Annotated in this window: 25 protein-coding genes and 1 tRNA gene; 15 read left to right on the top strand and 11 right to left on the bottom strand. The window is 44.5% G+C overall.

From position 1 onward, the window contains the following. The first annotated feature begins 149 nt into the window (after nt 1-149). The 5 genes from ABIE50_RS31410 to ABIE50_RS31390 all read left to right on the top strand — a co-directional run bounded on the left by ABIE50_RS31410 (nt 150) and on the right by ABIE50_RS31390 (nt 3,914). Nucleotides 150-512 (top strand): XRE family transcriptional regulator, encoded by a 363-nt coding sequence (locus tag ABIE50_RS31410; RefSeq protein ID WP_354028264.1) that lies wholly within the window; start codon nt 150-152, stop codon nt 510-512. A 58-nt stretch (nt 513-570) separates the two neighbouring features. Then, nucleotides 571-822 carry a hypothetical protein gene (locus ABIE50_RS31405; RefSeq protein ID WP_209863040.1) on the top strand — a complete coding sequence of 84 codons (252 nt, stop codon included), beginning with the start codon at nt 571-573 and terminating at the stop codon, nt 820-822. Between the two features lie 134 nt (nt 823-956). Continuing rightward, nucleotides 957-2,351 (top strand): hypothetical protein, encoded by a 1,395-nt coding sequence (locus tag ABIE50_RS31400; protein ID WP_209863037.1) that lies wholly within the window; start codon nt 957-959, stop codon nt 2,349-2,351. Nucleotides 2,352-2,756: 405 nt separating this feature from the next. Continuing rightward, the gene (locus tag ABIE50_RS31395; protein ID WP_209863034.1) at nt 2,757-3,188 is read left to right on the top strand and encodes a hypothetical protein; all 432 of its coding nucleotides are present in this window, start codon (nt 2,757-2,759) and stop codon (nt 3,186-3,188) included. A gap of 3 nt (nt 3,189-3,191) precedes the next feature. Continuing rightward, nucleotides 3,192-3,914, top strand: a complete 723-nt coding sequence (locus tag ABIE50_RS31390) for a hypothetical protein (RefSeq protein WP_209863031.1) — start codon at nt 3,192-3,194, stop codon at nt 3,912-3,914. Nucleotides 3,915-3,968: 54 nt separating this feature from the next. On the opposite strand, the gene ABIE50_RS31385 is transcribed toward ABIE50_RS31390, so the two are convergent. Then, entirely contained in the window at nt 3,969-4,208 is a 240-nt protein-coding gene (locus ABIE50_RS31385; RefSeq protein ID WP_209863028.1) for a helix-turn-helix domain-containing protein, read from the bottom strand. 232 nt (nt 4,209-4,440) lie between these two features. On the opposite strand from ABIE50_RS31385, the gene ABIE50_RS31380 reads away from it, so the two are divergent. Both ABIE50_RS31380 and ABIE50_RS31375 read left to right on the top strand, forming a co-directional pair. Then, a complete protein-coding gene (locus tag ABIE50_RS31380; protein ID WP_209863025.1) occupies nt 4,441-4,659 on the top strand; it encodes a hypothetical protein in 219 nt (72 codons plus the stop codon). Then, nucleotides 4,601-6,301, top strand: coding sequence for a recombinase family protein (locus tag ABIE50_RS31375; protein ID WP_354028302.1), 1,701 nt, complete (start codon nt 4,601-4,603; stop codon nt 6,299-6,301). Before ABIE50_RS31380 ends, ABIE50_RS31375 begins: the two co-directional genes overlap by 59 nt. Here the strand turns inward: ABIE50_RS31375 and ABIE50_RS31370 are convergent. Further along, nucleotides 6,261-6,334 (bottom strand) — tRNA-Met (locus tag ABIE50_RS31370). The two genes, ABIE50_RS31375 and ABIE50_RS31370, sit on opposite strands and share 41 nt — an antisense overlap. A 124-nt stretch (nt 6,335-6,458) precedes the next feature. Further along, on the bottom strand, nt 6,459-8,951 hold the full coding sequence (locus ABIE50_RS31365; protein ID WP_209863022.1) for a mechanosensitive ion channel family protein: 2,493 nt from the start codon (nt 8,949-8,951) through the stop codon (nt 6,459-6,461). Between the two features lie 223 nt (nt 8,952-9,174). On the opposite strand from ABIE50_RS31365, the gene ABIE50_RS31360 reads away from it, so the two are divergent. Then, complete coding sequence (locus ABIE50_RS31360) at nt 9,175-10,509, top strand: glycerol-3-phosphate dehydrogenase/oxidase (protein WP_354028263.1); 1,335 nt, start codon at nt 9,175-9,177, stop codon at nt 10,507-10,509. Next, entirely contained in the window at nt 10,436-10,744 is a 309-nt protein-coding gene (locus tag ABIE50_RS31355; protein WP_354028262.1) for a glycerol-3-phosphate dehydrogenase C-terminal domain-containing protein, read from the top strand. Before ABIE50_RS31360 ends, ABIE50_RS31355 begins: the two co-directional genes overlap by 74 nt. 45 nt (nt 10,745-10,789) lie before the next feature. Here ABIE50_RS31355 and ABIE50_RS31350 read toward each other — a convergent pair whose 3' ends face one another. From ABIE50_RS31350 to ABIE50_RS31335, 4 genes are read right to left on the bottom strand one after another with little or no spacing between them, the layout of a single operon-like run. Continuing rightward, nucleotides 10,790-11,380: a nitroreductase family protein gene (locus ABIE50_RS31350; protein ID WP_209863016.1), complete on the bottom strand. Its 591-nt coding sequence runs from the start codon at nt 11,378-11,380 to the stop codon at nt 10,790-10,792. Between the two features lie 12 nt (nt 11,381-11,392). Next, nucleotides 11,393-11,833 (bottom strand): acyl-CoA thioesterase, encoded by a 441-nt coding sequence (locus ABIE50_RS31345; protein WP_209863013.1) that lies wholly within the window; start codon nt 11,831-11,833, stop codon nt 11,393-11,395. Nucleotides 11,834-11,853: 20 nt separating this feature from the next. Then, on the bottom strand, nt 11,854-12,438 hold the full coding sequence (gene rdgB, locus ABIE50_RS31340) for an RdgB/HAM1 family non-canonical purine NTP pyrophosphatase (RefSeq protein ID WP_209863010.1): 585 nt from the start codon (nt 12,436-12,438) through the stop codon (nt 11,854-11,856). Between the two features lie 17 nt (nt 12,439-12,455). Then, nucleotides 12,456-12,953 carry a hypothetical protein gene (locus ABIE50_RS31335; protein WP_209863007.1) on the bottom strand — a complete coding sequence of 166 codons (498 nt, stop codon included), beginning with the start codon at nt 12,951-12,953 and terminating at the stop codon, nt 12,456-12,458. 131 nt (nt 12,954-13,084) lie between these two features. Here ABIE50_RS31335 and ABIE50_RS31330 point away from each other — a divergent pair, with 131 nt between their 5' ends. The 3 genes from ABIE50_RS31330 to rpsG all read left to right on the top strand — a co-directional run bounded on the left by ABIE50_RS31330 (nt 13,085) and on the right by rpsG (nt 15,351). Then, nucleotides 13,085-14,185 (top strand): branched-chain amino acid aminotransferase, encoded by a 1,101-nt coding sequence (locus ABIE50_RS31330; protein ID WP_209863004.1) that lies wholly within the window; start codon nt 13,085-13,087, stop codon nt 14,183-14,185. Nucleotides 14,186-14,473: 288 nt separating this feature from the next. Further along, the gene (gene rpsL / locus ABIE50_RS31325; RefSeq protein ID WP_012789278.1) at nt 14,474-14,854 is read left to right on the top strand and encodes a 30S ribosomal protein S12; all 381 of its coding nucleotides are present in this window, start codon (nt 14,474-14,476) and stop codon (nt 14,852-14,854) included. 29 nt (nt 14,855-14,883) lie between these two features. Next, complete coding sequence (rpsG, locus tag ABIE50_RS31320) at nt 14,884-15,351, top strand: 30S ribosomal protein S7 (protein WP_142685965.1); 468 nt, start codon at nt 14,884-14,886, stop codon at nt 15,349-15,351. A gap of 411 nt (nt 15,352-15,762) precedes the next feature. Here the strand turns inward: rpsG and ABIE50_RS31315 are convergent, their stop codons facing one another. From ABIE50_RS31315 to ABIE50_RS31300, 4 genes are read right to left on the bottom strand one after another with little or no spacing between them, the layout of a single operon-like run. After that, nucleotides 15,763-19,008 carry a DUF8740 domain-containing protein gene (locus ABIE50_RS31315; RefSeq protein ID WP_209863001.1) on the bottom strand — a complete coding sequence of 1,082 codons (3,246 nt, stop codon included), beginning with the start codon at nt 19,006-19,008 and terminating at the stop codon, nt 15,763-15,765. Between the two features lie 32 nt (nt 19,009-19,040). Further along, nucleotides 19,041-19,475: a hypothetical protein gene (locus ABIE50_RS31310; protein WP_209862999.1), complete on the bottom strand. Its 435-nt coding sequence runs from the start codon at nt 19,473-19,475 to the stop codon at nt 19,041-19,043. Nucleotides 19,476-19,517: 42 nt separating this feature from the next. Beyond that, entirely contained in the window at nt 19,518-20,696 is a 1,179-nt protein-coding gene (gene porV, locus ABIE50_RS31305; RefSeq protein ID WP_209862996.1) for a type IX secretion system outer membrane channel protein PorV, read from the bottom strand. A gap of 27 nt (nt 20,697-20,723) precedes the next feature. After that, nucleotides 20,724-21,230 carry a T9SS type A sorting domain-containing protein gene (locus ABIE50_RS31300; RefSeq protein WP_142685969.1) on the bottom strand — a complete coding sequence of 169 codons (507 nt, stop codon included), beginning with the start codon at nt 21,228-21,230 and terminating at the stop codon, nt 20,724-20,726. A gap of 461 nt (nt 21,231-21,691) precedes the next feature. Here ABIE50_RS31300 and fusA point away from each other — a divergent pair, with 461 nt between their 5' ends. The 3 genes from fusA to ABIE50_RS31285 all read left to right on the top strand — a co-directional run bounded on the left by fusA (nt 21,692) and on the right by ABIE50_RS31285 (nt 25,692). After that, on the top strand, nt 21,692-23,836 hold the full coding sequence (gene fusA, locus ABIE50_RS31295; RefSeq protein WP_209862994.1) for an elongation factor G: 2,145 nt from the start codon (nt 21,692-21,694) through the stop codon (nt 23,834-23,836). A 292-nt stretch (nt 23,837-24,128) separates the two neighbouring features. Beyond that, on the top strand, nt 24,129-24,911 hold the full coding sequence (locus tag ABIE50_RS31290; protein WP_354028261.1) for a glycosyltransferase: 783 nt from the start codon (nt 24,129-24,131) through the stop codon (nt 24,909-24,911). Nucleotides 24,912-24,915: 4 nt separating this feature from the next. Next, a complete protein-coding gene (locus ABIE50_RS31285; RefSeq protein WP_209862988.1) occupies nt 24,916-25,692 on the top strand; it encodes a polysaccharide deacetylase family protein in 777 nt (258 codons plus the stop codon). The last annotated feature ends 28 nt before the right edge of the window (nt 25,693-25,720 follow it).

Here is a 25,720-nt window from a genome sequence, read left to right as displayed (position 1 = left end):
AAAGTAACGTCCAGCTTTTTGTTTATAATAATCTGAAAATGATTATCTTAGTTTGATTTTTGTATTTTTTAATCACTTACTTAAAACGTTATCTTTGTCCGTATGGAAAAGAAAATTCATCAAGGGAAAATATAACTCGGTTTCGGCAAATGCTGGGAATAAAGCAAGATTTGCTGGCCTCTATAATGGGTGATGATTGGACGCAGATAAAAATTTCCCGGTTAGAAGCGAAGGAAGAAATTGAGGACGGAATTTTAGATGAAGTGGCAAGAGCTTTGAAAATACCGGTTGAAGCGATAAAGAACTTTGATGAAGAAGCGGCTATAAGCATCGTTGCAAATACATTTACTGATTTTAAAGATAACGCTATTGCTTCGGCGATGAATTATTACCCTTCTTTTAATCCGATTGATAAGATAGTTGAAATACTGGAGCAAGCGAATAAAGGATTGAAAGAGGAGATTGCTGAGTTGAGGAAAGAGAATGAGAAGTTGAGAAAGGGAAAAAAGTAAACTGCAGGGGTCAATGAAATTCCAGCAGCGCGTAAGCATTCAATTAAATTTATCTTAAATGAAAAATTATTACATAGCCAAATTCAGGGTTATTGTGGACGGGAAGGATCATTCTATTGAAACAGTTAGTGGATCTGGGTATGATCCGAATATAGTAAAAGGTAAAGCAGTAGAAAAAGCAAGGAAAGAGAACCCCGGCAAACAGGTTACCGCAGTATTGCTTGAGAAAATAGATATGGATTTGGAAGAATACAAAAATGCTACTGGTGGCACACCTCCATGGTTAGACGGCCCCAAAGGTGAACTATAAAATTTCCAGGCTAAGCCGTTGTCGTGTCTTCTGATCGACAACTTAACGAAATGAACATCGAAGATGTGAGTAATAAAAATTGCGCGTTAGTGGCAATGCAAAGCGACCGCCAACACCTATAGCAACTATACAGAATGGCTCAATCTGAAAATTCAACATCTAATAGTAAAGACAAGGTTCTTTCCGAAAAAGAGCTTAGGGCTATATTGAAAAAACCACCAAATGAATTTATAAAGGAAGAGTATGGAGAACGCAGTATTCTTATAGATGGATACACTATTGAGGATGAACGACTTATCTTAGATGATAGCGTAACAGTTAACTTGCCTCTTACTTTTCATGGTTGCACAATTAAGTCTGACAAATTATTTTTTATAAGCGGGTTGACATGTAATGAATCCTTGACTTTTGAGGGCTGCACAATCTCAGACTGTATTTATTTTGATAGTGGGAATTTTAAGGATGTCATAATAAAGCATGTTCATGTTAAATCCATCCATCTAACCGGCTGTACTTTTGGTAAAGTAAGCATCTCTGGTTATGACATTGACGACATATGGGTATCAGGAGCAAAATTTGAGAGTTTACATATTGGAGAACATCTTGTCGGAGACAATATAAGTAAGCTGGTAATCTTTGCTAGAGAAGATGAAACTGGTGATATTATTGTTAGCGAACAAAGTTTCGATGAGATTTCATTGTATGGAATAAACAAAGGAAAGAGAATCAGTTTCGCAAAACTAAAATGCAACAACATTTCTATAACAGATTTTAAAAACGAAGGAATTTTAAACTTCTATGGAATTGAACCCAAAGACCCTAATAGTGATACAAGATATTTTCAAATAGTAAATAGCAATTTGGACAAAGCTGAATTTTATAGAGCTTTATTTTCTCAATATAAAGAACTTATAGTCATCGATAGCTTTATTACTGATGCGCTTTTCATAGGTTGCAAATGGAGTAACAATGTAAGAGCGTTATTTGGACCGGGATATGGCACATTTGAAGACTCATTAAAGTCAGGTCGCAAAACAACTCCTAGCGAGATTGTCGCAATAAAGGAAGCTTACAGACAACTAAAAATTTCCATGTCAAAGCATAGCGACAAAATTCAGGAACATAAATTTTATTCAGAAGAATTAAATTTTCACAGTAGAACTTTGACATGGGGGAAGCCATGGGAAAATCAATTTTGGGATAAGATGATTTTACTTTGGAGCAAAACGTTTAGCGATTACGGGCAAAGTTTTATAAAACCTTTATTCTGGTTATTATTTGGACATTACATTCTTTTTGTATTAGCATTGTTATGTAATGGTTTTAACCCATTACATATATCACTTTGTGAGCCAACTGCAGCAGGCTTTAAAGAAGCCTTTGAAAAGTTTTTTATTTATATTAATCCATTAAGGAGGCTTGAAACTTCTCTTTCTGGATATTTAATTCTTTTAGATTTATTAATGAGAATATGGTCATCTTATATGATATACAATCTTATCAGAGCATCCAGACGATTTATTTCGTGACGACCAATGCACCCAGACTTAGCCAGTCTTCTAAATACAGATACGATAGCCGTCAATGCCCTTGTTGCGTCTTGTGACCAACAAGTTCGACCGACAATCTAACGAACAAGCCGTCGGCTTGTTCCTACAAACTGCATAGTTGAAGAAATCATAAATCGAAAAAAAGTGGGGCATTAAAAAAAAATGCAGAAATATAGTAAAGGGAATACCTTGCTAAATTATTTTTCTACTTCGGCACTTAAACAATTCGGGGCTCAAAATCCTATTATTCTTTTTGGGTAGTGAATCTTGGGACCGAATACTTATAAATACTGATTTATATATTTGCTTTTCTTCCCATTATTCTATAATATTGTAACAAGTATCCCTATAATCTCAAATTATTTGTTCTAAAAAAAACATTTTATGGACCCCGCCGTTCTTGTTGCGATTATTACGGCCGCTGCCAGTATAATTGCAGCAGCCTTGTCTTTTGTTCTGACCAAAATAGCTGAAAGAAGAGATGTATTACAACAGCGAAAGCTGAGCCATTACCAAGAATTGTTATCAGCAATTTCAGATCTCGCCATTGACGATGTGGACAAAGATCAGGCTAACTTGAACTTTTCAAGAGCAGTCAATACAATTGCATTGGTAGCACCGCAAGAGGTGATTTCTGCCTTGATGGAATTCCATTCTGAAATAAAACATTCCAATCCCAATAGAAGCTTAGAGGCTCACGATCAGAAATTAAGGACATTGCTTTTAAAAATGCGTAAGAGTTTGGAACTACCTTTCAAAGATGATCCAAAGACGTTCAACTTTCACTTAATCGGTTCTAAACCACCTAAAGGGTAATCCATGAAATCACTTGTAGAAGAGTTAGAAAATATATTTTCCAAAATTACAAGCCAAAGCTATCCTTATGAATGGGATGAAAACCATATTACATACTCATTGATGCGTGAGTTAAGAAATACTTTCAGTAAACGAATTGTCCACTATGATAATTTCTCGAAAATAATTGAATGGTTTTCATTTAAGAATAAAGGTCGGTCTGAATCTGCATTGGGGGATATATCGCTTATTGTAAACATTCAATTTTCAAGCGGCGAAAGACTTCAGGGTGTTGCCTTTCTTGAAGCCAAGCGAGATTGTGACAAGGATAACTTTGAGTCAATATCAACAACTCAATTAAAGGTTATTCATTCAAATGCACCTTATTCATATTTACTACTTTATCTTCACAAGCAGCAGGATTGGCCACTAAAGTTTCCTGGCGGATCAATCTGGGAAAGTAGCATGTGGGTTTCTCCAAGCAATACAGTCATTCAGAAATTACCACAGATAAGGCCGATAGATAACTGGAAAGTCCTCAGAATAGCCTTACCGTTATCCATGCAAATAACATCACGATATTTTTGGGGACACGATTTAGATTATCGTGAAGATGCCTTCAAGCTCGCAATGGAAGGACTTGGAAATTTTACACCACCTCAATTTCTCGGAATAATAAATGTTTATTATGAAGGACAAGCTCCGGTGATCGTAGATGTGCCTGATACATGGGAAGAAATAACATAATCATTTTTTGCTGTAGCAGAATATCATCCCTGCCCGAGAAGAGTAGACACAAATTTATTCTTCAAATGGATTCTCCATCTCAATTATTTTGCTAGGTGAAATTTTAAGAGCAGCGCAAATTTTAAATAATGAAATAAGGCTAAATGCCGTTTCTCCTTTTTCAATCTTTTGAATATGTTTCGTATCCACAGAGGAAATAGCTGAAAGTGCACGAAAGGTTATTTTCTGTTCCTTTCGCGCTTCTTTAAGGCGTAGGCCAATTGGCGCTATTATTTTCTTATCTATTTTTTCCATCAAGACGGAAGTTGGTCGAATTTCATAAAATAAATGTATGTCTATAGACCCACATTCGGAAATATTTTTTACCTTATATACTATAAATGCCCTGTTTGAGTGGTAGTGGCATAGTTGTCATTTAAAGCCAATGACAGCCAATCAAAGCCTCTGGTAGGTTGCGTGCTTTCCCTGTAAATAGCTTCAAGTGAAATTCTAAAAGAAAATTCACTAAACAGAAGCGCAGCAGGAGATGGAGAAAAAGAATAAAACCGGAGAAGGTTTAGAAAGTGGGATAAAAAGAGGAACTCTTGATAAAAAGGATCTCAAAGTTACCATTGAAGAAATAGACACTTTTGAGCACCAAAAGAATTTACCCCACAGTCAAAAACTCGAAATAATCTCATTTGTATATGAGATATCACTTTTTTTGTATAATAGTTGTCTATCAGAAAACAACAGCAATGAATAATATTAACTACTTCGCTAAATACATTCCGCAAAATGATGCCCCAATAAAAAGCAATCATGAGGTGTGGTCCTACACCCGTGTTAGCTCTAAAGAACAATTCGAAAAGAATTCTAGCGTAGAGCGGCAGCAAGAAGCATCCCGTTATTATGCAGACCAGTTGGGTTACACAATTACCGAAGAATTTGGGGGCACATATGAATCGGCGAAATCTGATTTTACCCCGAAAGAATTCTCCCGTTTAATAGAACGGGTCACCACCAGTCGTAAAAAGCCGTATGCAATATTGGTCTATAAAATGAGCCGGTTTTCAAGAAGCGGAGGAAATGCCATTGGGTTGGTGAATACACTTGTTGAGGATCTGGGTGTTCATCTGATTGAAGTATGTTCAGGCATTTCCACGACCACAGAACGGGGCAAGGCAGCGATATATGAGAGTCTGTTTCATGCCTTCAAAGAGAACCTGGAGCGGAAAGAAATTATCATTCCTGCAATGAAGGCGCATTTAAAAAGTGGAAAACGATTTGGCGCCAGCCCTGTAGGATATGACCATTATGGTCCTCGGGTACGCGACGAGCGATTTATCAGTAAGCATCAGAGAATCGAAATCAATAAGGATGGAGAGCTGTTAAAGGAGGCTTGGAAATGGAAATTATCTGGTCTTTACAGCGATGCCCAAATTTTACACAGACTGGAAGCAAGAGGGCTGAAATTGTTGTCTCAAAAAATAAGTGCAATTTGGCGAAACCCTTTTTACTGTGGAACCTTGATTAATAAATTGGCCGGAGAACCAATTAAAGGAAATTGGCCTCCAATTGTAAGCCAGGAAGATTTTGTAACAGTTCAGGAAATGCTTGAGAAAAATCCATCACGTTACCACCATAATAAAGATGAAGAAAATCGGCCCCTTAATCGCTTACTCAAATGTGATGAATGTAAGGGCTATTTGGTAGGATATGTTAATCGTAAAAAGAACTTACACTATTATCGCTGCCTTAAATGTCGTGGCGTAAGTTTAAATGCTGCCACAACAAAGTTTGTGTTACGTCGTGGTGCCAACGATCTATTTACGGATTTATTGGATAATTTCCAGATCACTGAAGATATAGTCCCGGTTATACAGCTTCAACTATTAAAGCTATTTAGTGGATACAATGATAGTGAAATAAAAGAAGATGCTAATTTGAAATCGCAGTTTGTTACACTGGAACGTAAATTGAAGGAATTAAAAATAAGATATGGCATGGGAGAGATTGATAAAGAAACCTATGAGCTAACTCACGAACATTTAATGGGTCAAATTGCCGATGTGAATAAAGAATTGAATAGAGTAACTCCGAAAATATCTAACCTCGAAATATTAATACCTGTAGCGGTTGCGAAAGTCAACAAACTCGGTTCAGCATGGCGTTCCAACAGTTTGGAAGAAAAAAGAAGGATACAAAAAATACTATTTCCAGAAGGTATTTATTACAACGTAAATAAACACCAATATCGAACCTCGAATATTAACCAATTTTTAGTTTTAATTCACGCTCTTTCAGTTAGTTATAGCGCAAATAAAAAAAGGGACCTTCAATTTAACATTGAAAATCCCTATTCTGTAGCGAGATCGGGAGTTGAACCCGAGACCTTTGGGTTATGAATCCAACGCTCTAACCACCTGAGCTACCTCGCCTTATTCTCCGTTTGCATCGCTGTAACCACTATCAGTAGCGACTGCTGCGCCAAAACGGGAGTGCAAAGATAACGGCTTAAAAATGAAAATTCAAAATGAATCGAACGTTTTTTGCAATTTTTTTTTAAACAGTACCGCCCGGAGCCGGCTTATCCCATTTTTTTAATATAGACTCATCTACAGAACGGATATGTAAGTCCCGCTGTGGATAAGGGATTTCAATACCCGCCTGGTTAAGGGCCGTATAAATAAAAGACATTACCTCGTTTTGAAGCCTTCCCGCATTATCGAGGTCGCCTACCCAGAAGTACACCTTGAAATTCACCGCGTTATCCCCGAAGTCGGTCAGTTGTATAAAAGGCGCCGGAACAGTAAGTACATCCTTACGATCGGTAAAGGCAGAGCTGATAATTTGGGTGACCTGGTCAATATTGCTGCCATAATTAACACCAATCGCTAATGTTATCCGTTTATTCCGGTTAGTCCTGGTCCAGTTGATCAGTTGTTGGGAGATGAGGTCGCCATTGGGAACAATCACTTCGGAGCCATCATAAGCGCTGATCTTACTGGAACGGATCCCTATTTCTTTTACAACGCCTGAACGGGGACCCAGTTCTATCACGTCACCTACTTCTATTGGTTTTTCAAAAGCGAGAATAATACCGGATACCAGGTTGTTCACTATGTTCTGCAAACCAAAGCCAATGCCCACACCAAGGGCGCCGATCACAATGGTGATCTTGTCCATCGGGATCCCGGAGGCGGCAAAGGCCAGCAACACGCCCCCGGCTAATACAGCCAGGCGGAGCAGCAACAGGGCGGAACCGAATTTTGTTTTTTTGTTCGAACCGGCACTCTGTCCTGTGTTGCCAAACATATAGGCAATTAGCTGGGATGCCACAGTAGCCACCCATATCACCAATATAAAAATAATGATGCTGCTGAAAGTAAAATCTGAATTGCCTAGCTTATGCCGGGAAGAAAGAACGTCTTCAATTACTTCGTATATGATATCATACAAATAAACACTGCGCGATATAATTACCAGCCAGCCAACAAAGGCCAGAATGGTCAGGAATGTTTTCAGCTTTTTCTGCACCTCCTGGTAGTCCATAAAGGAAATGAAAGTACTGGAATCTTTATTGGCCTCTACCTGCAGGTATACGGCTTCCATCAGTATTTTCACGAGTATAAATAAGCTCAGGGCCATCACTGCGCTCACCACTGCTGTAGACCCCATTATTTTTGCTGTGCCTACCCTCGCTAAAATAACCATGATCAGGGAAAAGGCACTGGTAAGCATGAACAGCATCAATACCGGCCGGGTAAATTTCGGTTGTGCAAAGGTGGTGAGCGACGACTCCTTCAGCAGCCGGTTCCCCAGCAGTAACGAAAGAACAGCGCCGATCAATAATCCCCATTGTTCTGCATAGGTGATTTCAATCAGCAGGTTATTCAAACTGTAAATGAATAATAGCCCGATCAGTAATAGCCAGCTTTTGAATAATGTTTTAGGGAGATGTGTGCGGAAGATAAAACTCAGTGCTATCACATTTAAACCCCAGGTGATCTCTGTAAAAAGAATGGGATAACGCACGGATAGTACTGACGACAATGTAGCAATCAATACAATGGTACATGCTACCGGGTAGCGGTACAGGTACCGCGCATGCTGCAGGATGGTTTCCCCTTCCTGCTCTGTATGATTATGCCGTATGCGTTTAATATTATTGTATACCCACCAGGAAAATAATACTGCCAGTAACAGCCATACAAAAAAGACAGGCCATTGTATAGAAAAGAAAATGCCCAGTACCTTGGTGCTTTTATGCAGTGAGTTTTTCAGCACCGGGAAAAATTCAAGCGGATTGATACTATCGCGGTGAGGCTTCCACAAATACCTGTAGTCCCGTACAAACATGTTGGAGGCAAATTGCTGCAGGCGGTAGTCCATATCCTCATAAAGGTTGGAGGCCTCAATATACCGGTTAGCCACCTGGTTTTGCAGCAGGCCAATCTTAATCAAACTGGCCTTGTTGGCACTGTCTACCGAACGGAATTTAAGCACCAGGTTGGTCACCTGCCCAAGGTAAAATCCATACAGGTCATCTTCAGACGGGATGTTCCGCATGGCCGTATCTCCCCGGATAAGCCGTATGGTGTCATTGATGTTTACCAGCTTCTCATAATAGGAAAAAAGTGCGCCTTGCCAGGAGGTGAGCTTTCGCTGCAGCTGCTCCAGCATTACCTTGTTGGTATATATATCGTTGATGTTGGGCGTACGGCCCAAACTGGCAATATTATACCTGATCAGCGCAAGGGAAGTGTCTGTCAGCGGCAGGCCGGCAACGATCCGTGAGGTATCGAACCCGCGACGCAGGGAGCTCATAAGGTCGTTCAGCGTAAGGGTGTAACCCTCAATACGGTTGATCAGGATCGACACAGAAGTATCCGACTTTCTTACCCTGTTCGTATCCTTCGATAATGCCTGGATATTTTTGCTGATAGTAGCACTGTCTACGGCTACCAGGTGAATGGTATCACTTTTCGGTTTACGTTTCCGGCCCTGCGCATCAACATTATAACTTCCGGTGGTCAGCACCGTTAATAGCAGCATTTGCAAAAACCATGTATAATTAATGTGTATCCTGGTCAGCATATGAATCTGTAAAATTGAATAATCTCTAAGGAGGAACATTTTTAATGCCTAAATGTTCCTGAATTTAAAACTTTTAACCCTCCTGGCCGTTAAGTTTTCTGGAACCCGGTTGCTTTATTTGTCGGGTACCGGAATCCGCAGTATTTTGTATATGATTGGCAAGTCCAATGAAAACTGGCTTATGAACAGAGAAACGCTCGTTGCCTCATTAAGAAAAGACCCCGGCCCCTGGGATATTATAGTGATCGGAGGAGGGGCTACCGGCCTCGGCGCAGCCCTGGAAGCGGTAACAAGAGGTTACAGGACCCTGCTGCTGGAGCAGGTGGATTTTGCAAAATCCACTTCCAGTAAAAGCACAAAGCTGGTACATGGAGGCGTACGTTACCTCGCGCAGGGCGATGTGTCGCTGGTGAGGGAAGCCAGCGTGGAAAGGGGATTGCTGGCTGCCAATGCGCCCCACCTGGTACGTAACCTGGCTTTTGTTATTCCTACTTTTAACTTCTGGGAGAACCTGAAGTACACTATCGGCCTCAAAATGTACGATTGGCTGGCCGGGCGACTCAGTCTTGGCAAATCAGTGCATATTTCGCGGACAGCCACACTGGAGCGTCTTTCTACGCTTAAACAGGATAAACTCGCCGGAGGTGTGCTGTATCACGACGGGCAGTTTGATGATGCACGACTGGCCATTAACCTGGCCCAATCCATTTCAGATAACGGAGGCACTGTATTGAACTATATGAAGGTAACCGGTTTGCGGAAAGATGAGCTGGGAAATATCAGTGGACTAACGGTGAAGGATACCCTGGATGGAGGAGAGGAAATTTATCTCAATACCCGCGCAGTGATCAACGCTACCGGCGTGTTTGCAGATGATGTGCTGGAAATGGATAACCCCGCTGCACCTAAATCCATTGCTGCCAGCCAGGGAGTGCACCTGGTGCTCGACAGCGATTTCCTGCCGGGGCATAATGCCCTGATGATCCCGTCTACCAGCGATGGGAGGGTGCTGTTTATTGTGCCCTGGCACAACAAAGTGGTGATGGGTACTACCGATACTCCCATTAATCACATTAGCCTGGAGCCCCGAGCCTTGGAAGAGGAAATTGCTTTTATCCTCCGCACCGCAGGTCAGTATTTATCAAGGGCGCCGCAACGTTCCGATGTCCGCAGTGTTTGGGCAGGGCTTCGTCCGCTGGCTGCCGCTAAGGCGGAGGGGCATAAAACAAAAGAGATCTCCCGCAGTCATAAGATCATCGTTTCAAAATCAAATCTTGTTACCATTATCGGCGGTAAATGGACCACCTATCGCCGGATGGCGGAAGATGTTATACAAAAGCTGGAAGAAGTACTGAAATGGAAGGCTACTGTTTCCGCTACCCATCACCTGAAAATCCATGGTGCGTCTGATAATGTTAACTGGGAAGATCCCTGGTATTTTTATGGCAGCGATGTGCTCCACCTGCACCAGATGGTGGCGCGACAGCCCGCATTTGCAGGAAGAGCTGAGCCGTGATTATCACATTATTAAAGCGCAGGTGGTATGGGCGGTGAAAGAAGAAATGGCCCGCAATATTGAGGATTTTCTGGCCCGTCGCACCCGGCTGCTTTTCCTGGATGCCAGGGAAGCCCTGCGTATAGCCCCTGCCGTAGCCAGGATCATGGCGGAAGTATTACATAAAGACGAACATTGGGTGGCCTCGCAGATCAGCAGCTTTGCAGAGGAAGCGAATGGTTATCTGTTAAAATAATTTTCCGGAAGATGGAAACCGGCCTGGTCTTCATCTTCCGGAAAATCACATCCACTTAAATTTCTGATCAAAAGGTTTCATTCTTCTTCCGGGTTGGGCAGGTTCATCTGTATAACCCATATAAAAGAAGCCCAGTACCAGGTCTTCTTCTCCCAAACCAAAATAATCCTGCATGGCAGAATGGTAGGTCATACCGCCGGAACCCCAGTAAGCGGCAATACCCAGGGCGGTAGCGCCCAGCCATATATTTTCCACGGCGCATGATACCGCGGCAATTTCTTCCAGTGCCGGGATCTTCGGGTTGTTGCCCCGTTTCATACAAATAGCCAGTATATGCGATGCCAGGTTACCCTGTGTTTTCAGTTTATCATAGTTGCCCGGAATGTATTTGTCGGCAGGGGTAAATTGCTTATACATCTCCGCATGATCGTTACAAAACTGTGCTACTTTATCCCCGCTGAACACCACGAAATACCAGGGCTCTGTATACCCGTGTGTAGGGGCCCAGTCGGCAAGCTGCAGCAACTGCTGCACAGTTTCATCCGCAATCTTCCGGCCGTTCATACTGGTGGGTTTCACTGTACGGCGTGCCGTAATCACCTGTTCCACAGCAGTGGGCGTTGTTGTTATATCCATGATCTGTTGTTTTTATTTTCCTTTTTCCAGGCGTGCTTTCATGTCCGCCGGCAGTTTCACTATTTTGTGTGTTTTGTAATCAAAACATATCATACCGGTTTTAGCTTCCGCGATCGTAATCGTTTGTCCGTTACGGTTAGCAGTGATAAGATAAAATAATTCAAAGCCCAGGGCGTTAAATTCACCCGCTGCAACAGCTATTTCAAATATATCTCCATAAAAACCTTCTCCTTTATAAGCAATTGCCACATCAGCCATGATAAAACCGCTGCCGGTTTCCTGATCCAGCTCTTTATAGCCGAGAGCGCCGAGGAACCGGATCCGGGCTTCATGTATAATAGAAAGGATGGCGTCATTGCCTACGTGGTTGCCATAATTAATATCCTGGATCCGTACGGGCATTTGAAAACTGAATGGAAATGCTGCCGGTAAATCTATCTTGATCCTTGCCATTGTTATTTTTTAGAAAGATGTTAAACGTTTGTTGTTTGTTTAAGGAAAGCCACAAATTTTTCGAAGGCCCTTGCCCGGTGACTATACCTGTTCTTTTCGGAAAGATCCATTTCCGCGAAAGCGCGTGTTTCTCCTTCGGGGATAAAGACCGGGTCATACCCAAATCCCTTTTCTCCTTTAACGGCCGTGGTGATATGGCCTTTACTCACGCCCTCAAACTGGTACTCCTTTCCATCCAGTATCAGGGAAATAACGGTACGGAACTGTGCGGTGCGGTTTGTTTCCCCTTCCAGTTCGCGTAATACCTTCGCGATATTGTCGGCCGCCTCTTTCTGTTCCCCCGCGTAGCGGGCAGACAGAACGCCCGGTGCTCCGTTGAGGGCGGCTATTTCAAGGCCGGTATCTTCCGCGAAGCAGTTTTCCCTGGTCATCCGGTGAATGGTAACAGACTTTTCTGTGGCATTGGCTTCCAGTGTATCGTGTGGTTCGGGGATATCTATATCGATGCCGGCTTCCAGGAGGGTAATGATCTCGAACTGATCTCCCAGTAACGACCGGAACTCTTTTACTTTATTCTGGTTATTGGTAGCGAATATCAACTTCATATAATACGGAAAGAAATTTAGATGCCTAATAATTGTTTTAATCCGGCCCATAGCCTGGCTTTCAATATTTTATCACTGCCTATCAGCGATAATTCGTCGGAAAACAGTAGCGTGGTACCATTTACCGTTACCAGCTGGTAGGGGGGAATATCATTTAATCCAAGCTGCTCCGGTGCAATCCCAAATACAACGCTCCGTTCTATCTTCACGGCAGCCTGCCAGTCGGCAAAGGTGAGAGAGGGGTAATGGATCATGTTAATAAGCGATACATCCTGCATGCCCAGTTTACAGGCATTTAATATATTAGTGAGGAGGTTGAATAATTCCTCGTTTAAGTATGCTTCATTTCCATTTTGTATGAAGAGCGCAATGTTTTTTTGATTTTCTCCTAAATATTTGACTTTGGGCGCCACTTTTTCCGCGGCTGCAGCCGGCGTGCTTTTCCCGGGAATGATTGGCTGGGTAAAGATTTTAGCCAGGAAGTACGGATCAAGTTGGGTTTGCTCAAGCGACATATTTATTATTGTTTATTTTAATATGAAAAGCCCCTCTGGGGAAAAATCAGTTTATTTGCACTGCCGGTTCCGTAATGGGCCGGTGGCACAGCGATTAAAATGTAAAAATATCGAGATAAAATTGATTAACCATGATGGTAGATAAATCAACAGTTAAGGAAGAGGCACTTCAGAAGATCAAAGTCACCAAAACTACGCAAAGCAGGTTGAGTGAGGTTGATTTCAATAACCTGGTATTTGGTAGAATGTATGCCGACCATATGCTGGTGGCCGATTTCGACGGCAAAGAATGGAAAAATGCGGAGATCCTGCCTTTTCAGCACCTGTCTGTAAGTCCTTCAAACGCTGCCTGGCATTACGGGCAGGCCATTTTTGAAGGGATCAAGGCTTACAAAGACCCGGAAGGCCATCCTATGATCTTCCGTCCATACGATAATTATAAACGCTTTAACGCCTCTGCGGAAAGAATGGGAATGCCCCAGGTACCCGAGTGGCTGTTTATCGGGGGAACGGATTTGCTGATCGACCTGGACCGCAACTGGGTGCCTGCCGGTAAGGGCTGTTCCCTTTATCTTCGTCCTTTTATGATTGCTGCGGACGAATTTATTGGCGTACGTCCATCTGATACTTATAAGTTTGTTATTATCAATTCACCTTCCGGTGCCTATTTTAATAAGCCCATTAAATTACTTGTACAGGATAAATATGTACGGGCTTTCCCTGGTGGCGTTGGATACGCCAAAGCCGCAGGTAACTACGGCGGTACCATGTATCCCACCATGCAGGCAAAAAAGAAGGGCTACGACCAGATCCTCTGGGTAGATGGCTATGAGCATAAATACCTGCAGGAATGCGGTACTATGAACGTTTTTGCCATTATCGGGAATACAGCTATTACACCAGACCTTACCCAGGGAACCATCCTGGAGGGGGTAACCCGCGCCAGCGTGATGGATGTGCTGGCAGATATGGGACTTAAAGTGGAAGAAAGACCCATTTCCATTGATGAAGTGGTAACCGCCTATAATAATGGTACGCTCAGGGAAGTATTTGGTACCGGCACTGCTTCCAGCGTTGCTTATGTAGAACAGTTGGATTATCTCGAGACCCAGATTAAACTGGATACCACCAAATATGAAGTTGGCGCGGAAGTAATCCGGCAGTTGGATGATATCCGTACCGGCCGTGCTACCGATACCCGGCATTGGAACTATCTAATAGACAGGAAATAAGTACTTTATATATTATTGTCAATATAAGAACAGGGCCAATAAAAAGGTCCTGTTTTTTTATGGTAGTTTCTAAGGGATATCATACCTTTGCAGTCCGGTTTTTGGTAATCCTGAGCTGCTACCAGAATAATAAGACCTTTCCCTGTTTATACCAGGAGATCATTCCGGCAAAAATATTTTCGAAACAATTTTGTTATTCACACATATAGTTTTACCTTTGCCGTCCCAAAATCCCTTTGTGGGGAATTTGGATGTCATTGTAAACCGACATAAAAAACTAGGTAAAGAATGCCTACTATACAACAATTAGTAAGAAAAGGAAGAGAAATTATCCGGGCTAAGTCTAAGTCCAGGGCATTAGATAGCTGCCCTCAGCGTCGTGGCGTTTGTACTCGTGTATACACTACCACGCCTAAGAAACCGAACTCCGCTCTGCGTAAAGTAGCGAAGGTGCGTTTAACCAACAAAGTTGAGGTGATTGCCTATATCCCTGGTGAAGGTCACAACTTGCAGGAGCACTCTATCGTACTGATCCGTGGTGGAAGGGTAAAAGATTTACCAGGTGTTCGTTACCACATCGTTCGCGGTTCCCTGGATACTGCAGGTGTGAAAGACAGAAAGCAGAGCCGTTCCAAATATGGTACTAAAAAGGAAAAGGCTAAAAAATAATAATTATAAATAGTCGTAATTTTCAATAAATGAGAAAGCAAGCTGCAAAGAAATTGCCTCTGGCTCCGGATCCTCGGTTCAATGACAAGCTGGTAACCCGCTTTGTTAATAACGTAATGGAACAAGGAAAGAAGAGCGTTGCCTATAAAATTTTCTACGATGCTGTGGATAAAGTAAGCACCATGACCGGTGAAAACGGTTATGAGGTTTGGAGAAAAGCATTAGCTAACGTTACTCCTGGTGTGGAAGTTAGAAGCCGCCGTATTGGGGGTGCTACTTTCCAGATTCCTGCGGAAGTTCGCCCGGATAGAAAAATATCCCTGAGCATCAAATGGTTAGTACGCTACGCCGGCGAAAGAAACGGTAAGAGCATGGCTGATAAGCTCGCAAACGAAATCGTAGCAGCAAGTAAAGGTGAAGGCGCAGCATTCAAGAAGAAGGAAGATACTCACCGTATGGCTGAAGCTAACAAAGCTTTCTCTCACTTCAGAATCTAGTTATAGCCCTCACAGGCAACTCAATATATTTGGCAAACAGTTCCTTCCGGAGCTGTTTGCCTTTTTGTGTTGATAGGTAGTGATAAGGCTAATCCAACCGAACCGTTGCAGTTCCGGCCACCTGATCCTGCCAGCCTACCACAGGTTGCGGCATTTTTACAATTTGCAGGTTCCGCTTGCCTTCAGGTTGTTGCCGATAGCATACATGGCATTGCCAACCACACCTGCAGATACCGGCAAGCTCCTCCTGGCATTACTTTCCTTGTTGCAACTTCCTTTGAAGGCTTGCAGAACAGCGTAGCAAAATGCAAATAATCCAGGCTTATAAATTGCAGGAAACTTCCGAAGCAGGTTCTATATAAAAAAGGCGGACATCCGCAGATGCCCGCCTTTCGCTATATCCAGGAACACTTATTTTACATTCACCAACACCTTGATCTTACCTTCTGTACCATCAAACTCCTGCAGCGCTTTGCCGAGCACCTGGCCCGGTTTCACTTTATTTATATCGGCTTTCATTGCATAACCGGCTTTACTGGATGTAACCAGCAGATCACCGCGGTGGATAACCCCATTCTCATTACATACTTTTGTTGGAATCACTCCTATTACACCCATTGGTACTTCGGTATCCAGGTCTGCGTCAATATCCTTCTCGGTTAACAGTAACCCCGGCTTGGTAGCAAATACACCTGCAACCAGCGTTGAGTAAGCACCGGAAGATTTTTCCACCATACGGTCTGTATGTGTAGAGATCACCAGTACATCCCCGGCTTCATAAGTGTTGCGCTCGCCGGCTACTGCAAATGATTCGGCCACATCCGCACCACTGTTCTGGGTGCCGCCGTTAAAGAAGCCCCTGCCTGCTTTATTAATGCGGGCTACATTCACACTGGCACTCTGGAATACCGCAACACTTCCGGATGGTCCCTGGTGATTAATAAGCATACCATTGCCGGTACCTGTAGTGGTAATATGTACCACAGGTTGGCTGTTGGCATTATTAAAGTTGGCAAACCTGCCTGCTTTACCTGTTCCGAAGTTGGGTACAAAGCCGGAAATAGCATTTCCGCTTCCATCACAGGAGGCTTCAACACCATCCCCGGTGCCGCCGGCATTGGCTGTTAAGCCATTTCCGCCACCTTCCGTAAGGGCGAGTATTGCCGGGCCGTTTCCTGCGGGATTAGAGGAGTAAAATAAACCGGCATATCCACCGGTACCGGAAGAAACCCCGTATATACCTGCTGTTCCAAAATTGGCAAACATGGAGTTTACTTCCCCCTTAACAGCTGGAGAAGTAGCTGTTGTTTTGTCTACTTTAAAATTACCGGCAATGCCATTACCCACTGTTTTAACAGTCATGACATCATTGGTGTTGTTTTCGTTAAAAATCTCAAATCTGCCCGCCCGGCCTGTAGAAAAAGTAGGAACCCAGGCATACAGGGCGTTACCTGCTCCATCTATATTGGTTTCCACCCCATTACCGTCTTTGCCGGCATTGGCGGTAATAGCGTTACCATTACCATCTGTGAGCGCTATCAGTGACGCGCCATTACCTGAAGGATTGGAAGCATAGAACAAGCCGGCACGGCCGCCGGTGCCAGAAGAAACCCCAAATACTCCAGCCGCTCCGAAGTTGCCAAAAATGGTATTTACCTCAGCTCTTACGGCAGCTCCAACACTGTTGGTATTGTTTAACAGGAATGAAGAAGCATTACCCCGCGTATTATCCGGGATATTACCATTACTGTTGCTTTCCACTTCCAGTACGTTTGCTTCAGTATTGGTGTTGTTGAAGTTCTCAAAACGACCGGCCCTGCCTGTACTGTTGTTTAAACCTACCTGGCCTAAAACACCTATTCCCGTATTACTGGTGTTGGTCGCAATAAATCCACGTACACCGTAACCACCGCCATCATTCCGGCCCACAACGGCTCCTGCAATATCGCTGGTGGTTCTGCCCACTACAGCTTCGCCGCCGCCGTTATTATCGCCTACAACACCGGCTGATGTCTGGGCGCTGGTGATGCCATGAACACCAAATCCGGCAGCGGTGCTGCTACGTACGCCGGCTCCATTGCCGGTTGTAGTTACATTCACCACCGTGCCATTTCCTACTGAATTAACAACCAGGGCATTATTGTTATTGGCATTGTTAAAAATTGAAATACTCGCCGGGATACCATTGTTGCTGGTAGCAGTTAACCCGGTGCCTGTATTACTGTTGGCATATACGCCGGTTCCATTGGCGGAGGCGTTGCCATACACGCCAAGCCCGTTGGGGGTAGTACCATACACGCCCCAGCCAGATCCGTTCTGGGATCCATAAACACCAACGCCTAAACCACCGGTACCGTTATTGATACCTCTTACCGCGCTGGAAAAGCCACCTGGTGAGGTGGAGCTAACAATACCCCTTATGGCTGCAATATTGGAGGTGGGGGTATTATTTACCCCTTCGATGGAGGTGCCGTCGCCATTATTGGTAATGCTGAAAAGCGTGGAGGCGTTATTTTCTGTGGCAACAAAGGGTAAGGTAAGGCCACCTCCCGGAGGTGCGCCCGCAGCCCATTGTGCACCATCAAACTTAAGGATCTGGCCTGCCGCAGGAGCCACATTGCTTACCGGCTGGCCCTGCAATCCCTTTACAACCGGGTTGGGGTAAGTGCCTGAAAGGTCCCCTCCGGCAGGGCCGTTGGGAGGAAGGGTAGTAGGAATTACGCCTGCCGCAATTTTTGCCAGTGTTACTTTTCCATCTCCTATCAGGGGATTGGGATAGGTACCTGAAAGATCGCCACCAGCTGCAACACCGTTAATATCACCTGCAGGTCCCTGGGGGCCCGCTGGGCCAATGGGGCCTACAGGTCCGGCCGGTCCTATGGGTCCAACCGGTCCTGCTGGTCCGGCTACACCGGGATCACCCTTAGCGCCAGCTGGTCCTACAGGTCCAACTGGGCCAATGGGACCTGCTGGTCCGGCTACACCGGGATCACCCTTAGCACCTGCTGGTCCTACAGGTCCAACTGGGCCAACGGGGCCTGCTGGTCCGGCTACACCGGGATCACCTTTGGCGCCGGCAGGTCCTATGGGTCCAACCGGTCCAGCGGGGCCTGCTGGTCCTGCTACACCAGGATCTCCTTTAGCGCCGGCAGGTCCAACTGGTCCAACTGGTCCTACGGGGCCCACCGCACCGGGATCGCCCTTAGGGCCGGCAGGACCTGTAGCACCTGCTGGTCCGGCAGGACCAGGATTACCATTGGCGGCATACAATGCGTAGGGGACGCTCATTAATTGAGAGGTTCCCAATTCATTAAAATTACCGCCATTTATAGATACTTCTACTTTTAAGTACTGATTGGCATTAGCCCATGGAACACCACTGTAAGTACCGCTTAAAGGAGTTCCTTTACCTATTTGTAAAGTAAATAGGCCCAGGGTATTGGTGGTAGTATTATGCGTTTCCTGGTATTGTACAGGTCCTGCAGCAGAACCGCCCAAAATAGAAAAACGCACCGTTAAGGATTGGTTGCTGAGTATCGTTCCATTCGTATTGCGGGCTATTGCCTGGTAGTTGGTTCCGGTTAACCCACTTTGTGCCCGTACAATTTGAAATGATACCATCAACAGCAGGAAGGTCAGGTAGCATATCTTTTTCATAATAATCATTTTTGTAATAGTTTACGATGCGCTTAATTCTTTTTGGGTTTAGGTGATGCTCCGCCGTCCTGGTTAGGTATAGGAGGAATAACTTGTTTACCGGTCTGGTTATCCGGTCGTGCCACCGCGGCACTGTCAGATGGAAGGGGTCTTGTCTTGTTTTGGGAGGTACGCGACCGGAGCGCAGCGTTATTATGCTGTGCCTGGTAGTTTGTAAAAAGACGTGTTTTTGCGTCTTTTGAAACATCCGCACGATCCATTGCAGGCGGAGCCGATCTTTTGTTCAGCTCAGCAATGTCTTTCTGGAATGTGGGGAATAACGCGTCCCTTACCCTTCCGGTATTACCGCCGGTATTTTCCGGCTTAACAGATTCCTGTGCAAAAGCGCCGGGAATGAACCCTGCAAACAAAAGAAATGCAAGTATGATCAGTGGCTTCATATTGGGTGTTATAGATTCGTTTTTCATGTTGGGTATTTTAGCAGATAAGTGGCTGAATAATGGATTAGTTTATGGTTGTATGGCTTCGTCCCGGTTTCCTCCTATGTTATAGACCAGCGAGAACTTCAGGGTTCTTTTCTGGATCAGGCTCTCGCCTGTGGGCAACTGGTAAGCGATATCCAGCGCAAGATTGGATACGCGAACGCCCAGTCCTGCTGAAAAATGTTGCCGGTAGCCCTTGTTGGGATGTTCATAGAAATATCCTGCCCGTACAAAAAATGCCTGTCTGTAGGCATATTCAATCCCTGATCCGATGGTGAACTCTCTTAGTTCTTCATGAAAACCACCGGGAGCATCGCCGAAAGACGAGAACATGGCATCCACAATACCGCGGTCAGGATCTTTACCTTTCAGGATCTGGCTGGTTTCTATGCCATTGGAATCCAGTGCATACAAGGGAGGGGTAGGTACCAGTAGCTTATTGATGTCTACAGAAAGAGTGAATTCGTGTTCATAGGTGTGTACAAACGTATAGCCGCCACCGATACGGAGGTTCATCGGCAGAAAGCTCTTTCTGTTGTTATCATCTGAGTATTGCAGCTTTGTGCCTATATTGGTGATACTTACTCCAAAACAATAGCGGTTGCCGAAATCCAGCTTGTCTACACTGTTCTGGTAATAATAGCTGATATCACCCGCAACAGCTGATGCCGGTTTCTGCTGGATATTATTATAGGAGCCTTGTCCAAGCTGGCTGCGCACATACCGCATGCTGAGCGCCAGCGATGTGTGGTTGCCCAGTTTTCTGGCATAGGTACCGTCTATGGCAAATTCCTTGGGATTATAATCCTGCAGCACTGTGCCGTTATCATCCCGGAATGTAACGGAGCCATAATTAAAGTACTTCATGGAAAGTCCTATACCTTCGGTTCCATTCCAGGTTTTGTAACCAGATACATAAGCCATGTTTGACTTATTATTGTTCAGCTCCCACATCCAGGGCGAATAATTGGCGCTCACGCCCCAGTCGCCCGCAAATACTATTTTTGCGGCATTTGAGAACAGGGAGTTGGCGTCTGCTGATAAACCGGTGGCAGCATCTCCGGTGCCGCTGCTCCTGGTGTCGGGATTAACCAGCAGGAAGCTGGCGCCGATATTTGGAGGTTTCTGAGTGGCCTTTTGTGCCGTTACCCGCATACCTGTAGCCAGTATCCCGGCAAAAAGCACGAGTGTATAACTGTATTTCATAATATCATCTGTTAAAGGGTGATCTTGTTATTGCACAATAAGTTTCTCAAAGAATACATTGCCGTTTACATTCAGCATAACAGTGTAAATACCGGAGGCAAAATGATTTACAGGCAGTACCACGGTGCTTTTGCCCGGGCCCATTTCCAGGAATTGATGATGTATCACCTGTCCGGCGGGGTTGATCAGTTCAAGGGTTACATTTACTTTTGCCAGCAGGTCAAATACAACCCTGGTGTTGGTGATAGCCGGATTAGGGAACAGTATATAGCTCTTTACAGGGTTTACCCCCGGTGTCAGCTTTATAAAATCTTCCGGTTGCTGAAATCCCTGTGTCAGCAATACCCTGCCATCTGTTATCGGTAAAATGACAGGCTCACCTACTGTATACTGGAACTGAATGTTCTGAACCACCGCGGAACCGCCTGCGTTGGCAACCACCTGGCGCTTAAGCACTACCTGGGCATGGGATGAAATATAGGCGCACACGGGCAGCAACAGTGCGAGCGTGCATCTGAGTACAATTGATCTCATATATGTATGGTTATAAGTAAAAGGTTCAGGACTGCTACAGCGCCGGACAGGAAGGGTACAATAGTAAGTAACTTATCTGCCTGTTATACAAGCGCGCGGAGTATCTTTCTATTTCATGACGATTTTATTTAAGGGAAACCGATTTTTCAAATCTTGGTCTTCGCTGTATTTTTAATGCTCAGTCTTCAGGTATATCCGGTTTACAATGCTTCACAAATATGACAGAATTATAACACCTGGAAAACGTTAATTTAAACTTTTGGTGGAAATTGATAAAAAAGTGGTCGCTACCGTCTAAAAACTGGTTTTCGCAGAACTATTTATAATTATTAAATACAATATGAATAAGGCTATCATCTGTTTTTGAGAAATAACAATTTGGAAAAGAAGGTCATTTTATTTATTGTTAAAAATAAATTACCTTTGCCCCCCAAATTGCATTATTTAGTCACTTTAATATTATGGCAGACTTAAAATTTCAAAGGAACTTTGGTATTGCGGCGCACATCGATGCGGGTAAAACCACTACCACAGAACGTATCCTGTATTATACAGGTAAATCCCACAAAATTGGAGAGGTGCACGAGGGTGCTGCTACAATGGACTGGATGGCACAGGAGCAGGAGAGAGGTATTACCATCACATCTGCGGCAACCACTTGTTTCTGGAATTTTCCAACCTTACAAGGTAAAGCCTTACCTGATACCAAACAATATAAATTCAATATCATCGATACCCCGGGTCACGTGGACTTTACCGTAGAGGTAGAACGTTCTCTCCGTGTATTGGATGGTCTGGTAGCATTATTCTGCGCTGTATCCGGTGTTGAACCTCAGTCTGAAACCGTTTGGCGCCAGGCTAACCGCTACCGTGTACCACGTATCGGTTTCGTTAATAAAATGGACCGTTCCGGCGCAGACTTCCTGAACGTGGTAAAACAGGTTAAAGAAATGCTGGGTGCTAACCCTGTGCCTTTAACCCTGCCGATCGGAGCTGAAGACACCTTCAAAGGTGTGGTAGATCTGATCACCATGAAAGGTATTATCTGGGACGAAGAAGGTAAAGGTGCTACCTACCAGGAAGTTCCTATCCCGGAAGATATGGTGGCTGAAGCAGAAGAATGGAGAGCTAAGCTCGTGGAAGCGGTTGCTGAATACGATGATACCCTGATGGAGAAATTCTTCGAAGATCCTAATTCAATTTCTGAAGATGAGATCCACGAAGCTATCCGTAAGGCTACTATCGATATCGCTATCATCCCGATGATGTGCGGTTCCTCCTTCAAAAACAAAGGCGTACAGAAAATGCTGGATGCGGTTTGCCGTTACCTGCCTTCTCCGCTGGATGTTGAAGCTGTAAAAGGTACTGATCCCGATAGCGGTGAAGAACTGGAACGTAAACCTTCTGCTAAAGAACCACTGGCTGCACTGGCGTTCAAAATTGCAACCGATCCTTTCGTAGGTCGTCTGGCGTTCTTCCGGGTTTATTCCGGTCACCTGGATGCAGGTTCTTATGTACTGAACACCCGTACCGGCAAAAACGAGCGTATCAGCCGTATCATGCAGATGCACGCTAACAAGCAGAACCCTATCGATTTCATCGAAGCTGGTGATATCGGTGCTGCTGTTGGTTTTAAAGATATTAAAACCGGTGATACCCTGTGCGATGAAAAAGCACCGATTATCCTGGAATCTATGACCTTCCCTGAACCGGTTATCCACATTGCCATTGAGCCTAAAACTCAGGCAGACGTTGATAAGATGGGTATGGCCATTGCTAAACTGGTAGAAGAAGATCCTACCCTGAAAGCAAAAACCGACGAAGAAACAGGTCAGACCGTATTGAGCGGTATGGGTGAGTTGCACCTTGAAATCATCGTTGACCGTATGCGTCGCGAATTCAAGGTAGAAGTAAACCAGGGAGCTCCTCAGGTTGCTTACAAAGAAGCCCTCACTACCAAAGTTGAACACCGCGAGGTATTCAAGAAACAAACCGGTGGTCGTGGTAAATTTGCCGATATCCAGATAGAAATCGGACCTGCTGATGCTGAATGGCTGAAAGAGAACGAAGGTAAATCCCTGCAGTTCATCAACGACATCTTTGGTGGTGCTATCCCTAAAGAGTTCATCCCTGCTGTACAGAAAGGTTTTGAACAGTCACTCAACCAGGGTGTGCTCGCAAACTTCCCGCTGACCAGCTTAAAGGTTCGCCTGTTCGATGGTTCATTCCACCAGGTGGATTCCGACGCCATGTCATTCGAATTGTGCGCCAAACAAGCTTTCCGTGAAGCTGCCCGCAAAGCTAAACCAGTATTGCTGGAGCCGATCATGAAAGTAGAAGTACAGACTCCTGACCAATACATGGGTGATGTTACAGGTGACCTCAACCGTCGTCGTGGTATGCTGGAAGGTATGGACTCTAAAAACGGTGTACAGGTTATCAAGGCTAAAGTGCCACTGAGCGAAATGTTCGGTTACGTAACTCAGCTGCGTTCCCTGTCTTCCGGCCGCGCAAGCTCCATCATGGAGTTCTCTCACTATGCTCCTGCACCAAACAACGTGTCAGAAGAAGTGATTGCAAAAGTGAAAGGCAAAGTAAACGCTTAATCTTAGCTTTTTATACCAGAAAGGTTGTTCTGCGAAAGCGGAACAACCTTTTTGCTTTTCAGAACTCTGACTGACATGAAAATGCTATTGCCATGAAAAGAATATTCGATATTTTACAATAGCAATAACCTACAACTGCAATTTACTTTTTGCTAACTGCCAGAGGTCCTGTTTTACAGGACCTTTTTTATTATTGGGCTGCCTGATAGGGGGAGATTTCCCTTTTGACGTCATAGGTATAGTGGATTATAAACTATCCCAACCGGTATTATTTACTGATAGCCTTTGAATTATGTCATTAGAGTTATTACAAGCACCTCCTACAACTGTGGTACATACATCGGGAGAAATGGTCTCGTTAGCTCCCGGTCTGGATTTGATTCTGCCCTGCTGGAATCCTGCGGGTCCCTGGGTGGAATCACTTATCAGGCATTACCACGAGATAACAACTCTTATGGGCGATACGCCTGTTCAGCTTATTCTTGTGAATGATGGTTCCGTAAAAAATTTTACCCGTCAGCATATTGCCTGGCTGGAAGTGGCTATCCCTGGAATCATCATTGTCAGTTATACCCGCAACCGTGGGAAGGGATTTGCGGTGAGGGAGGGTGTAAAGCGCTCTCAACATGCGTTCCAGGTATACACTGATTTGGATTTTCCGTTTGGTGTAAATGCTGTAAAAGAAGCATATGATGGTTTGCTCCGGGGCATGGATGTGGTAGCCGGTGAAAGGGGAGAGGCCTATCTTCATAAATTACCCCGTAAACGCCGCATTATAACCAGGATCAGTCGCCTGCTGAACCGGCGGGTACTGAACCTTAAAGTGGAGGACGCCCAGGCCGGGCTGAAGGGTTTTAATGTTTATGGAAGAAATATCCTGCTCTCTACCCGTATTGATGGTTTTCTTTATGATAGCGAATTTTTGTACCAGGCAGGTAAGCGTTCCCATCTCAAGATAGGCGCAGTTGCAGTATCTTGCCGGCCGGGTATCCAGTTTTCATCTTTCAGAACCAAACTTTTAATGAAGGAGGTAATGAATTACTGCAGGATTATTTTCAGCTCATCTGCCGCTTAACTTTATGGAACATAGCAACAGGATATTGATCAGTGTGGATGTGGAAGAATTTGATATCCCGGAAGAATTTGGTCAGCAGGTGCCCCTCCAGGAGAAACTGGAAGTTTCCAGGAATGGTCTGCAGGCAACATTGGCTTTATTTGAGAAATATAACGTACGCGCTACTTTTTTCGTCACCGCTTACTGGGCGCAGCACTATCCTGAATTGATCAGGCAGATGGCGGCAAAGCATGAAATAGCTTCTCATGCCTATTACCACAGCTCTTTCACGGAAGCCGACCTGGAAGGTTCCCGCCTGGCCCTGCAGGAGATCAGCGGTCAGCCGGTAGAAGGTTTCCGTATGCCACGCCTCCGCAAGGTAAATATGCAGGCGCTCAAAGCGGCCGGCTACCTGTATGATGCCTCTGTGAACCCTACCTGGCTTCCGGGCAGGTACAATAACCGGCACCTGCCAAGAACCGTGTTTAAAGAGCAGGATACCTGGATCATTCCTTCTTCTGTATCTCCATTACTAAGATATCCGCTGTTCTGGCTGAGCGTAAAAAATATGCCCCTGTGGATAACCCGCCACTTCAGTAAAAGGATACTGAAAAAGGACGCTTATCTCTCTTTTTATTTCCATCCATGGGAATTAAGTGATATTAACGCTTACGGATTACCCGTTTATATCAAACGGGTTTCGGGAGAAAAGATGCGGCAGAAAATGGATGGATTCCTAAGTTTCTTACAGCATCAGGGAATTTTCTGCACGCATGCAGATCTGCTGAAAAACCGCTCCTGATCTGTTACAGTTGATGATCTCCTTATTC

The organism is Chitinophaga sp. OAE865, from assembly GCF_040546735.1.
Classification (GTDB): Bacteria; Bacteroidota; Bacteroidia; order Chitinophagales; family Chitinophagaceae; genus Chitinophaga; species Chitinophaga polysaccharea_A.
The sequence above is the reverse complement of the archived record's forward strand: the minus strand, read 5'-3'. Positions and strand labels throughout refer to the sequence as shown.